This is a genomic window from Frigoribacterium sp. PvP121 (assembly GCF_017833115.1).
Classification (GTDB): Bacteria; Actinomycetota; Actinomycetes; order Actinomycetales; family Microbacteriaceae; genus Frigoribacterium; species Frigoribacterium endophyticum.
The window spans coordinates 159933-172822 of record NZ_JAFIBR010000001.1 but is presented as its reverse complement, the minus strand read 5'-3'; the positions used below and the strand labels follow the sequence as shown (position 1 = coordinate 172822).

Annotated in this window: 12 protein-coding genes, 1 tRNA gene and 1 riboswitch; of the genes, 6 read left to right on the top strand and 7 right to left on the bottom strand. The window is 74.4% G+C overall.

The features are described from left to right. Nucleotides 1-196 precede the first annotated feature (196 nt). Nucleotides 197-856 (top strand): hypothetical protein, encoded by a 660-nt coding sequence (locus tag JOE43_RS00785; protein WP_209513915.1) that lies wholly within the window; start codon nucleotides 197-199, stop codon nucleotides 854-856. A gap of 15 nt (nucleotides 857-871) precedes the next feature. Here the strand turns inward: JOE43_RS00785 and JOE43_RS16045 are convergent, their stop codons facing one another. Both JOE43_RS16045 and JOE43_RS00775 read right to left on the bottom strand, forming a co-directional pair. Then, nucleotides 872-2149, bottom strand: coding sequence for an SGNH/GDSL hydrolase family protein (locus JOE43_RS16045; protein WP_209513913.1), 1278 nt, complete (start codon nucleotides 2147-2149; stop codon nucleotides 872-874). Next, nucleotides 2146-3837, bottom strand: coding sequence for an ABC-F family ATP-binding cassette domain-containing protein (locus JOE43_RS00775; protein ID WP_209513912.1), 1692 nt, complete (start codon nucleotides 3835-3837; stop codon nucleotides 2146-2148). Before JOE43_RS00775 ends, JOE43_RS16045 begins: the two co-directional genes overlap by 4 nt. 153 nt (nucleotides 3838-3990) lie before the next feature. On the opposite strand from JOE43_RS00775, the gene JOE43_RS00770 reads away from it, so the two are divergent. Further along, entirely contained in the window at nucleotides 3991-4173 is a 183-nt protein-coding gene (locus JOE43_RS00770; RefSeq protein WP_167260230.1) for a PspC domain-containing protein, read from the top strand. A gap of 52 nt (nucleotides 4174-4225) precedes the next feature. Here the strand turns inward: JOE43_RS00770 and JOE43_RS00765 are convergent, their stop codons facing one another. Next, nucleotides 4226-4660, bottom strand: a complete 435-nt coding sequence (locus JOE43_RS00765) for a DUF2017 domain-containing protein (RefSeq protein WP_209513909.1) — start codon at nucleotides 4658-4660, stop codon at nucleotides 4226-4228. 26 nt (nucleotides 4661-4686) lie between these two features. After that, nucleotides 4687-4989, bottom strand: a complete 303-nt coding sequence (gene clpS, locus JOE43_RS00760; protein WP_374072522.1) for an ATP-dependent Clp protease adapter ClpS — start codon at nucleotides 4987-4989, stop codon at nucleotides 4687-4689. Nucleotides 4990-5066: 77 nt separating this feature from the next. Next, a riboswitch (ZMP/ZTP riboswitch) is annotated at nucleotides 5067-5152 on the top strand. Nucleotides 5153-5215: 63 nt separating this feature from the next. Between clpS and glyA the strand changes: the two genes are divergently transcribed. Next, the gene (gene glyA, locus JOE43_RS00755; protein ID WP_209513900.1) at nucleotides 5216-6490 is read left to right on the top strand and encodes a serine hydroxymethyltransferase; all 1275 of its coding nucleotides are present in this window, start codon (nucleotides 5216-5218) and stop codon (nucleotides 6488-6490) included. An 86-nt stretch (nucleotides 6491-6576) separates the two neighbouring features. Next, the gene (locus tag JOE43_RS00750; protein ID WP_209518928.1) at nucleotides 6577-7470 is read left to right on the top strand and encodes a bifunctional methylenetetrahydrofolate dehydrogenase/methenyltetrahydrofolate cyclohydrolase; all 894 of its coding nucleotides are present in this window, start codon (nucleotides 6577-6579) and stop codon (nucleotides 7468-7470) included. Between the two features lie 263 nt (nucleotides 7471-7733). Here the strand turns inward: JOE43_RS00750 and galK are convergent, their stop codons facing one another. Next, nucleotides 7734-8957 carry a galactokinase gene (gene galK, locus JOE43_RS00745; protein ID WP_209513898.1) on the bottom strand — a complete coding sequence of 408 codons (1224 nt, stop codon included), beginning with the start codon at nucleotides 8955-8957 and terminating at the stop codon, nucleotides 7734-7736. Further along, nucleotides 8954-10057: a galactose-1-phosphate uridylyltransferase gene (gene galT, locus JOE43_RS00740; RefSeq protein ID WP_056057103.1), complete on the bottom strand. Its 1104-nt coding sequence runs from the start codon at nucleotides 10055-10057 to the stop codon at nucleotides 8954-8956. Before galT ends, galK begins: the two co-directional genes overlap by 4 nt. A gap of 79 nt (nucleotides 10058-10136) precedes the next feature. Here galT and JOE43_RS00735 point away from each other — a divergent pair, with 79 nt between their 5' ends. Both JOE43_RS00735 and JOE43_RS00730 read left to right on the top strand, forming a co-directional pair. Next, nucleotides 10137-10961, top strand: coding sequence for a DeoR/GlpR family DNA-binding transcription regulator (locus tag JOE43_RS00735; RefSeq protein WP_255465524.1), 825 nt, complete (start codon nucleotides 10137-10139; stop codon nucleotides 10959-10961). Further along, the gene (locus JOE43_RS00730) at nucleotides 10958-11890 is read left to right on the top strand and encodes an aldose 1-epimerase family protein (protein ID WP_209513894.1); all 933 of its coding nucleotides are present in this window, start codon (nucleotides 10958-10960) and stop codon (nucleotides 11888-11890) included. Before JOE43_RS00735 ends, JOE43_RS00730 begins: the two co-directional genes overlap by 4 nt. An 833-nt stretch (nucleotides 11891-12723) precedes the next feature. Here JOE43_RS00730 and JOE43_RS00725 read toward each other — a convergent pair. After that, nucleotides 12724-12796 (bottom strand) — tRNA-Lys (locus tag JOE43_RS00725). Nucleotides 12797-12890: the final 94 nt, after the last annotated feature.

The window sequence follows — 12890 nt, the reverse complement described above, 5'->3', positions numbered from 1 at the left end:
GGCGAGGCGGCGGAGCAGCGAGGCCATGAGGGTCTCCTTCGTGGTGGTCGTGGGCGGTCGACGGTACCCGCCGTCGCCGGGAGCCGTCCGGCCGGGCGCGCTCGGCGGCCAGCGGGCGGCGGCCAGCGGTCGCCCCGCCGCGTAGGGTGGCCCGGTCCGGCGACGACGAGCGTCGCCGGCGACAGCAGGGGGACCCATGACCACGACGACCTCGAGGACGGCGCTGACCGCCCTCACCACCGGGGCCCTCGCGCTCGGGCTGCTGCTCACGGGCTGCACGGCCGGGGGCGACGACTCGGGCGACGCGAGCGGCGGCAGCAGCGCGGGCAGCGACGGCGGCAGCGGCGACAGCAGCGACAGCAGCGACGGCGGCGCCGGCGGATCGGCGCCCGCGGCCGAGGCTCCCGAGAGCGGCACGCTCACCTCCTTCGCCTCGTGCGACGAGGTGGGCACCGCGCTCGGCGGGGCGATCGACGGGCTCGAGCTGCAGGACGGCGGCAGCACCAGCGCCTCCAGCGTCCAGTGCATCTGGTCGACGCCGGGCGTCGAGCCCCAGGAGGGCTCGGCGATCATCGCCCTCGCCAGCGCCCAGGAGCTCGACGCCGCGGCCATCGACGAGCAGGTCTCGCAGATCTCCGCGTCCGAGGGCACCGAGTCCGTCGACGACGGCCTCGCCTCGGCGGTCGGCGGCCGCGCCTTCGTGTCGACGATCGACCAGGCCGACGTGCCGACCACGCAGGCGAGCGTCATCACGCCGCACGGCCTCGTCATCGTCGGCTCGACCGCGGCCGGCGAGGGCGACGAGCCGCTCTCGACCGACGACACGCTCGCGCTGACGTACGCCCTGCTCGACTAGGCGGAGCGCCGGGGCTCAGCGCCGCGCGAGCGTCGCCGTCATGTAGTCGGCCAGCACGCGCTGCCCGGCGTCGTTCGGGTGCAGCCCGTCGGCCGACAGCAGCGAGCCGAGGTCGGTGACCCCCGACCCGGCCAGGGCCTCGTCGATCGTCACGCGCGCGGCGCCCGTCCGCCGGGCGACCTCCTCGACCGCGCTCCGGTAGTCGGCGGCGGAGCCGTTCCAGGCCGAGGCGACGCTGAGCGCCGGCGTGAACTCGTCGACCACCAGCACCGAGGGGGACGAGTCGAGGCCCTGCAGCCCCTCGATCAGCGTCGTGTAGCCGGCCGCGAGGTCGTCGGGGCTCGTCGTCACGGCGTCGTTGGCGCCCAGCGTGATCGTCACGAGGTCGGGCTGCGCCGTCCCGGCCGCGGCGAGGAACCCGTCGAGGTCGTCGGTGAACGTCGACACCGTCGCGCCCGACCGGGCCGAGTCGTAGAGGGCGACGCCGCGCCCCCGGTCTCCGTCGAACTGGGCCAGGCCCTGCAGCACCACGCTCGCGGCGGCGTCGTCGGCGACGGAGATCGTGACGACGTGCGGCCCGGCCGCGAGCCCCGTGACCTCGGTCACGCCGACGACGCCCGAGTCGCCCGAATCGCCCGAGCCGCCCGAGCCGTCAGAGCCGCCCGAGGCCCCGGCGGCCGTGTCGACCACCACCTCCGCCTGCGCGTCCACCCGGTACGAGAAGGCGCCCTCGCCCGGCGACCACCACAGGTCGAGGTCGGTGCCCACCGTGTCGTAGCGGAGGCTGGCGCCCGGGTCGAGCTCGACGGCGCGGAGCCCCAGGTCGGCGACGTCGCCGACCGTCGTGGTGCGGCCGTCGCGGGCGGCGGCCCACTGCGCCCAGGGGGAGTCGGGGCCGTACGTCGCGAAGGCGGCCGGGCGGTAGCCGACCCCGCCCGTGACTCCCTCGACCGGGTGCGCGGCCCGCAGGCCGTCGCGCGTCAGGTCGACCCAGCGGGTGCCGAGCGACGAGGCGCCCTGCCCCTCGGTGATCGAGTCGCCGACGGCGAGCCAGCGGGCTGGCTCGTCGTCGATGTCGGCCAGGGCCGCGTCCCAGGTCGCCCAGGCGTCGGCCGAGGAGGACCCGTCGGAGCCCGCCGACCCCGTCGCGCTCGGCGCGGGGGAACTCGCCGAGCCCGACGTCTCCGCGGCGGGTGCCGTCTCGCCCGTCGTGCACGCCGTCAGCCCGAGGCCGAGCAGCCCCAGGCCCGCGACGACGCCGAGGCGCGAGAGGAGTCGCGGTGCGGCCCTCACGACTCGGTCACCCTGCCGCCCTCGACCCGCCAGTGCCGGTCGAGGCGGACCGTCTCGAGCATCCGGCGGTCGTGGGTCACGAGCAGGAGCGTGCCCTCGTACGTCTCGAGCGCCTGCTCGAGCTGCTCGATGGCCGCGAGGTCGAGGTGGTTGGTGGGCTCGTCGAGCACGAGCACGTTGACGCCGCGGGCCTGCAGCAGGGCGAGGCCCGCGCGGGTGCGCTCGCCGGGGGAGAGCTCGTCGACCGGGCGCGACACGTGGTCGGCCTTGAGCCCGAACTTGGCGAGCAGCGTGCGGACCTCGGCCTGGGGCCAGTCGGGCACGAGCGCCTCGAACGCCTCGGCCAGCGGCACGGTGCCGGCGAGCTGCGCGCGGGCCTGGTCGATCTCGCCGACGGCGACGCTCGTGCCGGTGCTCGCGCCGCCCTCGGTCGGCGCCTGCCGCCCGAGGAGGCCGCGCAGCAGCGTCGACTTGCCGGCGCCGTTGGGCCCGGTGATGCCGATGCGGTCGCCGCCCGCCACCTGCAGCGACACCGGCCCGAGCACGAACTCGCCCGTCTCGGGGTCGCCCTGGCGGAACACCGCGCCGCTGAGCGTCGACACGACCGCGCTCGACCGCGGCGCCGAGCCGATGGTGAACTCGAGCTGCCACTCCTTGCGGGGTTCGTCGACCTCGTCGAGCCGAGCGATGCGGCTCTCCATCTGGCGCACCTTCTGCGCCTGCTTCTCGCTCGACTCGGCCGACGCCTTGCGACGGATCTTGTCGTTGTCGGGCGCCTTCTTCATCGCGTTGCGCACGCCCTGGCTCGACCACTCGCGCTGGGTGCGGGCCCGGCCGACGAGGTCGGCCTTCTTGTCGGCGAACTCGTCGTAGGCCTCGCGCGCGTGACGCCGGGCGGTCTCGCGCTCGTCCAGGTACGAGTCGTAGCCGCCGCCGAAGACCCGGTTCGACGACTGGGCGAGGTCGAGCTCGAGCACCTTCGTGACGCACCGGCCGAGGAACTCGCGGTCGTGGCTGACCAGCACGATGCCGCCGCGCTGCCCCTCGACGAAGCGCTCGAGCCGCTCGAGCCCGTCGAGGTCGAGGTCGTTGGTGGGCTCGTCGAGCAGGGCGACGTCGAAGCGGCTGAGCAGCAGGGCCGCGAGGCCGACGCGGGCGGCCTGGCCGCCGCTCAGCGCGGTCATCAGCGACGCGGGGCCGACCGCGCCGTCGCCGTCGCTGTCGAGCCCGAGGTCGGCGAGCACCTGGGGGAGTCGGTCGTCGAGGTCGGCGGCGCCGCTCGCGAGCCAGCGGTCGAGCGCGGTCGAGTAGACGTCGGCGGGGTCGAGCCCGTCGGCGCGGGGCGCCGCGTCGAGCTCGCCGAGGGCCGCGGCGGCGGCGTCCATCTCGGCCGTGGCCTGCGTGCTGCCGGTGCGGCGCCCGATGTACCCGGCGACCGTCTCGCCGGGCACGCGCTCGTGCTCCTGCGGCAGCCAGCCGACGAAGGCGTCGCCCGGGCTGAGGGTGACGCTGCCGGCCTGCGGCTCGTCGACGCCCGCGAGGAGGCGCAGCAGCGTCGACTTGCCGGCCCCGTTCACGCCCACCACGCCCACGACGTCGCCGGGCGCGACCGTGAGGTCGAGGTCGTCGAACAGCGTGCGGTGCCCGTGGCCGCCGGCGAGGCCCTTGGCCACGAGTGATGCGCTCATCCCCCCATCATCCCAGGCCGCAGGGCGAGCCCCGAGGTCGGCGCCGGGCCGGGCGTGCCACGGCTGACGGCCACGCCCTGGGGAGGGACGGGCCGCGGCCGAGGCGTCGCCGACGCTCGGGCACGCCCCAGCCTCGGCTGGCACGCTGGGCGCATGGCCACCCTCACTCGTCCCCGCCGCGGCAAGATGATCGCGGGCGTCTGCGCCGCCCTGGCGAACCGCTTCGGGCTCAGCCCGTTCCTCGTCCGCGTCATCTTCGTCGCGTCGCTGCTGCTCCCCGGCCCGCAGGTGCTGCTCTACGTGGTGCTGTGGGTGCTCTTCCCGAAGGAGCGCTAGCGGCCCGGGCCCGCGACCGGCCGACGAGGCCGGGAGGGCCCGGCCCGGCGCCTCAGCGCGTCAGCGCCTGGACGAGGCTCTCCTGCAGGTAGCCCAGCCAGTCGAACACGTCGTGCATCACGAGCAGCTGCGGGTCGTCCGTCGGGGCCGGGCCCTCGTCGGTGACGCCGAGCCGGCTGCCGAGCACCAGCCGCAGGTCGGTGAGCGTGCGCAGCCACGACTGCTGCGCGGCCTCGTCGAGCCGCGAGGTCGGCGGCGGGCCGAGGTCGTCGAGCACCCGGCGGGCGTTCGCGACCTTGCGGGCGGTCAGGTCGTCGGCGGTGAACCTGCGGAACTCGGCCGCCGCCTCCTCGTCGTCCGGGTACGCGGAGGGCAGGAGGCGCGCGACGGCCGGGTCACCGGGGTCGCTGCCCTCGAGCACGCTCACGAGCTGCGTGACGAGGTCGGCCAGCAGGGCGCGTTCGTGCTCCGGCAGGGTGAGCTTCATCCCGTCTCGGCCGCGACGGAAGGGGATCACTCGTCGGCCTTCGAGACGGTCGCCCAGAGGCCGAAGTCGTGCATCGCCTCGACGTGCCGCTCCATCTCCTCGCGGGGGCCGGTGGCGACGACGGCTCGGCCGGTCGTGTGCACCTGCATCATGAGGCGCTCGGACTCCCGGGCCGAGTAGCCGAAGTAGCTGCGGAAGACGTAGCTCACGTACGACATCAGGTTGACCGGGTCGTCCCAGACGAGGGTGACCCACGGCCGGTCGGGCGCGACGAGGAGGCGCGTGTCGGTCTCGGTGCCGACGCGCGTGTCGTCCAGGGTCTGCGTCACGCCCCCCAGCGTGCCACGCCGCGGCGGTCCGCACGACCGCCGCCGCGCCTCCCGCGCCCCAGCCCGCGGAGGTATGCTCGACGGGTCGCGACTGGCGTTCAGATGGTCGACCATCGGGGAGCGACGCACACACGGTACGTGGCCGTACGCCTGGGCCACCACGCCACCTGAAGAACCGGCACCCCGTGCCGCCCTCGTCCCGTGACCGTGTAGAGAGAGCCCTGCCATGACCCCCCAGAAGACGCCCTCGACCTTCAACGCCCCGCTCAGCGAGGTCGACCCCGAGATCGCCGCGGTGCTCGAGCAGGAACTCGGTCGTCAGCGCGACTACCTCGAGATGATCGCCTCCGAGAACTTCGTGCCCCGAGCCGTGCTCGAGTCGCAGGGCTCGGTGCTGACGAACAAGTACGCCGAGGGCTACCCGGGGCGTCGGTACTACGGCGGCTGCGAGTTCGTCGACGTCGCCGAGAACCTCGCCATCGAGCGGGCGAAGTCGCTGTTCGGCGCCGACTTCGCCAACGTCCAGCCGCACTCGGGCGCGCAGGCGAACGCCGCCGTGCTCTCCGCGATCGCCAGCATCGGCGACACCATCCTCGGCCTCGAGCTCGCCCACGGCGGCCACCTGACCCACGGCATGAAGCTCAACTTCTCCGGCAAGATGTACAAGGCCGTGGCCTACGAGGTCGACCCCGAGACGTACCTCATCGACATGGAGACCGTGCGTCGCCAGGCGCTCGAGCACAAGCCGAAGGTCATCATCGCCGGCTGGTCGGCCTACCCGCGCCAGCTCGACTTCGCCGCCTTCCGCGTCATCGCCGACGAGGTCGGCGCGTACCTCTGGGTCGACATGGCGCACTTCGCCGGGCTCGTCGCCGCGGGCCTGCACCCGTCGCCGCTGCCCCACGCCCACGTCGTCTCGTCGACCGTGCACAAGACCCTCGCCGGGCCGCGCTCGGGCGTGATCCTCTCCAACCACGAGCCGCTCTTCAAGAAGCTCAACTCGGCGGTCTTCCCCGGCCAGCAGGGCGGCCCGTTGATGCACGTCATCGCGGCCAAGGCGACGGCCTTCAAGCTCGCGGCCGAGCCCGAGTTCAAGGACCGCCAGGAGCGCACCATCCGCGGCGCCCAGCTGCTCGCCGCCCGCCTCACGGCGCCCGACGCCGAGGCGGCCGGCATCGACGTGCTCACCGGCGGCACCGACGTGCACCTCGTGCTCGTCGACCTGCGCGCCAGCGAGGTCGACGGCAAGCAGGCGGAGGACCTGCTGCACCAGGTCGGCATCACCGTCAACCGCAACTCCGTCCCGTGGGATCCCCGCCCGCCGATGGTCACCTCGGGCGTCCGCATCGGCACGCCCGCGCTCGCGACCCGCGGCTTCGACGACGAGGAGTTCACCGAGGTGGCCGATGTCATCGCCCTGGCACTGATGCCCGAGCCCGACATCGCGGCCCTCGCGGCGCGCGTGAAGGCGCTCACCGACGCGTTCCCGCTCTACGCGTGAGCGGCGGCGTCGACCCGGGGGCTGCCGTCGAGGTGGCCCCCGGCGCTCCCGCGACGGCACCCGTCGAGTCCGCTGACCGCCCGCTCATCGCGGGGCCGGGCAGCGCGGTGAAGATCGACGGCACGGCCCTCGCAGCCGCCGTCAAGGCCGACCTGCGCACCCGGGTCGACGCACTGCGCGCCCGCGGCGTGGTGCCCGGGCTCGGCACGATCCTCGTGGGGGCCAACCCCGGGTCGCTGTCGTACGTGGCCGGCAAGCACCGCGACTGCGCGGAGGTCGGCATCGAGTCGATCCGCCTCGACCTGCCCGACACGGCCAGCGAGGCGGAGATCCGCGCGGCGATCGAGACGATGAACGCCGACCCCTCCGTCACCGCCTTCATCATCCAGCTGCCCCTGCCCGAGGGCATCGACCCGACGGCGATGCTCGAGCTGATGGACCCGTCGAAGGACGCGGACGGCCTCCACCCCGTCAACCTCGGCGAGCTCGTGCTCGCCGTGCCGGGCGGCAAGGGCTCGATCGACACGCCCCTGCCGTGCACGCCGCGCGGCATCGTGGAGATGCTCCGCGCCTACGACGTGCCGATCGCGGGGCGTCACGTGACGATCATCGGCCAGGGCCTCACGGTCGGGCGGCCGCTCGGCCTCCTGCTCACCCGCCTCGAGGCGACGGCCACCCTGACGCACTCGCGGACGGTCGACGTCGCGGCCGAGGTGCGCCGCGCCGACATCGTCGTCGCGGCGGCGGGCGTGGCCGGGCTCGTGCAGCCCGACTGGGTCGCCCCCGGGGCGACCGTGATCGACGTCGGCATCACGCGCGTGCTCGTCGAGGAGACGGGCAAGTACAAGCTGCGGGGCGACGTCGACCCGGCGGTGGCGCAGGTCGCGGGCGCCCTGTCGCCGGTGCCCGGGGGCGTCGGCCCGATGACCCGGGCGATGCTGCTGAAGAACGTCGTGGAGGCCGCCGAGCGCGACGCCTGACGGCCGCGCGGCGGCTGCGGCTGCGCGGCGGCCGCCGCCGCCGGCCTAGATCCGCGCCGACGCGAACGGGCGAGTACGACGAAGGCGGGCCACCACGGTGGCCCGCCTTCGTCGTGGTCGCCCGTGATCGAGAGTGCCGTCGGCACCGGCGGATGCCGCTGGCACCGGCTGGCACCGGCCAGCCGACCGGCCAGCCGACCGGCCAGCCGGCCGACCGGCCAGCCGACCGACCGACCGACCGACCGACCGGCCGCCGCCGGCGCCTAGCTCTCGCGGCGCGCGCCCTCGGCAGGGTGCACGGTGAAGATCGTCGGGGCGGTGTAGCCCGCCTCCGCGAAGGCCGCCGTGACGGCGTCGGCCACGGCGTCGCGCTGGTCGCTCGGCACGAGCGCGATCGCCGACCCGCCGAAGCCGCCGCCCGTCATCCGGGCCCCGACGGCGCCGGAGCGCTGGGCCGTCGCGACCGCGAGGTCGAGCTGCGGCACCGAGATCTCGAAGTCGTCGCGCATCGACACGTGCGAGGCGTCGAGCAGGGCGCCGATCGCCGCCGGGCCCTCGGTGCGCAGCGTGCGCACGGTGTCGAGCACGCGCTGGTTCTCGGTGACGACGTGGCGCACGCGCCGGTAGGTCTCGTCGTCGAGCACGTCGGAGGCGCGGGGCAGGTCCTCGACGTCGAGGTCGCGCAGCGAGGTGACGCCGAGCGCCTCCGCTCCGCGCTCGCACGACGCCCGGCGGTCGACGTACCCGCCGGTCGCGTGGGCGTGCTCGACGTGGGTGTCGACCACGAGGATCTCGAGCCCGGCCGCGGCGAAGCCCAGGTCGACGACGTCGGCCTCGAGGCTGCGGCAGTCGAGGAAGACCGCGGAGTCGGCACGGCCGAGCAGCGACGCCGACTGGTCCATGATGCCGGTGGGCGCGCCCACGGCGTCGTTCTCGGCGAGCTGGCCGACGGCGGCGAGCGTGGGGCGGTTCACCTCGAGCGACCAGAGCTCGGTCACGGCGACGGCGACGGAGCACTCGAGGGCGGCCGACGACGACAGCCCCGCGCCGATCGGCACGTCGGACTCGACGAAGACGTCGAGGCCGGGCGCCGTCGAGAGGTCGATCGACGACAGGTCGCCGCCGGCCGCCGAGAAGGCGGGGGCGTCGGCGTGCTGCGGCGCGACCGAGAGGGCCCAGGCGATGCCGAAGACGTAGGCCGACCAGCCCGACATGGCCGAGGGGTCGAGCTCGTCGAGCGAGATCTCGTGGACGCCCTCGTCGAACGAGCTCGCGACGCGCAGGAGGCGGTCGTCGCGACGGCCGACCGTGACGACGGTCCGCTTGTCGATCGCGAAGGGCAGCACGAAGCCGTCGTTGTAGTCGGTGTGCTCGCCGATGAGGTTCACGCGGCCGGGCGCCGACCACGTGCCGGCCACGGGGGACTCGAAGACGGAGGCGTAGCTGCGGGCCTGACCCGCGCCTCCCGGGGTGTCGGTGGTGGTCATGCGCGCGTCATCGCCTCTCTCAGTCGGTCGGCCTGGGCCTCGGGCACGAGGTCGCCCACCCAGGCTCCCATCGCGGCCTCGGAGCCGGCCAGGAACTTCAGCCTCGTCTCGGCCCGGCGGGGCGAGGTGATCTGCAGCATGAGCCGCACGGTGTCGCGGCCGACCGAGACCGGCGCCTGGTGCCAGGCGGCGATGTAGGGCGTCTCGTCGCCGTAGAGCGCGTCGAGGCCGCGCAGCAGCGTCTTGTACATGACCGCGAGCTCGTCGCGCTCGTCGCTCGTGAGGCCGGCGAAGTCGGGCACGTGGCGGTGCGGCAGCAGGTGGATCTCGATGGGCCAGCGCGCCGCGAACGGCACGAAGGCGGTGAAGTGCTCGCCGGCCAGCACGACGCGGGGCCCCTGGCGCTCGCTCTCGAGCAGGTCGTGGAAGAGGTCGGGGCCGTAGGCCTCGATGCTCCGCAGCAGCGACGCGGTGCGGGGGGTGACGTAGGGGTAGGCGTAGATCTGGCCGTGGGGGTGGTGCAGGGTCACGCCGATGGCCTGGCCGCGGTTCTCGAACGGGAAGACCTGCTCGACGCCGGGCAGCGCGCTGAGCGCCTCGGTGCGATGGGCCCACGCCTCGACCACTGTGCGGGCGCGCGAGTCGCTGAGGGTCGCGAACGAGCCGACGGTGTCGGGGCTGAAGCAGACGACCTCGCAGCGGCCGACGCTGCGGCGCACGCGGCCGAGGCCGATCTCGGCGAGGTCGTCGAGCCCTGCCGGAGCGTCGGGGTCGGTCAGCGCGGGGCCGAACGACGGCGAGCGGTTCTCGAACACGGCGACGTCGTAGACGTCGGGGATCTCGCTGGGGTTCGTCTCGCTGGCGGGCGCGAGCGGGTCGAGCTCGGCCGGGGGCAGGAAGACGCGGTTCTGGCGCGAGGCCGCGATCGACACCCAGTCGCCGGTCAGCGGGTCCTGTCGCATCGAGGCGGTCTCGGGCCGCGGGTCGAGCACGCGCGCGTCGACGCGGCGCTCGCTGCCGAGCGTCGTGTCGGCGTCGTCGAACCAGATCAGCTCGCGGCCGTCGGCCAGGGTCGACGTGCGGACGGCGATGGGTGCCATGGTCCCTCCTCGGGGTCGGCGCTCCCACGGCTGCAGCCTGCATTTGCGAAAGCAGGTGAAAGCATACGAAGATGACCGGGTGAACGCCAAATCCGCCGACCAGCCCCTCCCGGGCGAGCGGCGGCGCGACCGCATCGCCGACCTCGTCGGCCGTCGGGGCTTCGTCCGAACCGCCGAGCTCGCCCGCGAGTTCCGGCTCTCCGAGGTCACCATCCGCACCGACCTCGAGAGCCTCGCCGCCGACGGCCTCGTCTCGCGGGTGCACGGCGGCGCGCTCTCGGTCGACCGCCCTGTGGTCGAGCGCCCCTTCGAGGAGGAGAGCGCGGTCGGCATCGACGCCAAGCACGCGATCGGCGTGCGGGCCGCGGCCCTGGTGCGGTCGGGCGACTGCGTCGTGCTCGACGTCGGCACGACGACCACCCAGATCGCGCTGGCGCTGCTCGAGCGGCACGAGCTCGAGGGCGTCGTCGTCGTGACCAACAGCCTGACGATCGCCCTCGCCCTCGAGCAGGCGGTGCCGCGCTTCACCGTGATCGTCTCGGGCGGCACGCTCCGGCCGCTCCAGCACTCCCTGGTCAACCCGCTCGCGACCACGGTCTTCTCGGCCATCACGGCCGACATCGCCTTCATCGGCTGCACGGGGGTGCACCCCGACCACGGCGTCACGAACGTCAACCTGCCCGAGACCGACCTCAAGCGGCTCATGACGACGACGTCCCGACGCAGCTACATCGTCGCCGACGGGAGCAAGCTGGGGGAGGCGCACCTCGGCGTGATCGGCCCCCTCGACGTGTTCGAGGGGCTCGTGACCGCCGGGGCCGACGAGCACCGGGTCACCGCCCTGCGCGCCGCGGGCCTGACCGTGGTCGAGGCCGACCACGACGACGAGAGAGGACGACCGTGACGAGCTCACCCACCGGAGACCAGCTGCACCTGCGCCGAGAGGTCGACGGCCGCGTCGTCGAGGCCGTGGTGACCTCCGTCGCCGCCGGCCTGCGGTCGCTGACCGTCGACGGCCGCGCGCTGACCGAGACCTTCCCCGACTCGGTCGTGCCGCCGTCGGCGTGCGGCATCACGCTCTTCCCGTGGCCGAACCGCGTCGACGGCGGCCGCTGGTCGCTCGACGGCGAGGCGCAGCAGCTCGACATCACCGAGCCCTCGAAGGGCAACGCCAGCCACGGCCTCCTGCGGTACACCAGCTACCGCCTCGTCGAGCGAGACGAGCACGCGGTCACCCAGGCGGCGACGGTCTACCCGCAGCACGGCTGGCCGCTGCAGCTCGACCTCACGGTGCGGCACGAACTCGTGGCCGACGGGCTGCGGGTCAGCTACGAGGTCGAGAACGTCGGCGCGCGGCCGGCGCCGTTCGCGGTCGGGGCGCACCCCTTCCTCCGGGTGGGCGACGTCGACGTGGCCGACCTCACCGTGTCGCTCGACGCCGCGACGCGCTTCGTCGTCGACGAGCGGGGCGTCCCCACCGGCACCGAGCCGGTCGAGGGCACCGCCTACGACCTCCGCGGAGCGCCGGTGGTCGGCGACCTCGACCTCGACACCCCGTACCGTGACGTCGCACCGGGCCACGACGGCGTCCGTCGCGCCCGGCTGACGGCTCCCGACGGCACGGCGACCGAGCTCTGGCAGGACGCCTCGTTCGGCTACGTGCAGGTCTTCACCCCGCGCAACTTCCCCCGCGACGGCGTCCTCGGCCTGGCCGTGGCCGCCGAGCCGATGACGGCTCCGCCGAACGCCCTCGCGACCGGCGAGGGGCTCCTCCGCCTCGAGCCGGGCGAGCGCTGGTCGGGCTCCTGGGGCATCCGCCACGTCGCGGGCTGACCGGGCGTCGGGCGTGGGTGCGGCACCAGGGCCGACCCGCGACTCCCCCCGGGCCCTGTCGGGCCCTGTCCGGAGGTGCGGGTCGGGTGACCAGCAATTTGTCCTAAATGCGCAAGTTGCTGGGAATCACTCTGCGGCGGCGGTGAATCGGGGTAGCGTGTCGACTCGTTCCGGCTGGTTACCGGACGAACGCCGTCGACGTAGACGCAGGCCGCTCTTTTCCTGATCCGAATGGCGTCCTGCATCGTCGGCGCACGTGCCCCCGCCCGCGCACCGCGCTCGGCGGGGGCACGCCTCTTCCTCCCCGGGGCCCTCATCGGCGGCGCTCCGTCGTGCCCACGGGCGGGCTGCCCCTGGCTGCCGTCGAGCGTCGTCCCCGTGCGAGGGGCACTCGGAATGGGGGACGCGGGGCCCCTCCCGCCGATGGTTTGATCGGTCTCGGGTAAGCGACAGGAGATCCTCTCGGATCCCGCGCGAGGTGGCCCGATTCGGGTCGGGCCACCTGAACCCCTCCGGGTTCGTCAGCACGACGACCCGCGACGGAGAACCGCTGGTCACGGACCGGGTCAGCGGCGGCCCCGCAGAGACCACCCGGGTGGTGTCCCCCGGAACGGCCTCGAGATGGTGAGATCCCCTCCCGTCGGAGCGCGCGATGGCGTACGCTCGTCGGGTACCGGGCGGTGACCAGACGCCCGGTGTCGGGGGCAGGATTCGGGTCCGCGCCCCTGCGGTGGGGCCGCCACGTAGGGGTACGTGATGACGGCCCCACCCTCGCACGTCGGAGGCCCTCCCCGAGTCGGGGAGGGCCTCCTGTGCGTCACGCGCGTGCGTCGTGGGCCCCGTGGGGCTCGAACCCACGACCCGCGGATTAAAAGTCCGATGCTCTACCAACTGAGCTAGAGGCCCCTGCGCGCTCAACGATACGGGATGCCGCGCGTCCTCGGCGGCCGGCCCGCGCCTCCCCGGCTCCCGCTCCGCCCTCAGCGAAGCGGCGGCGCCC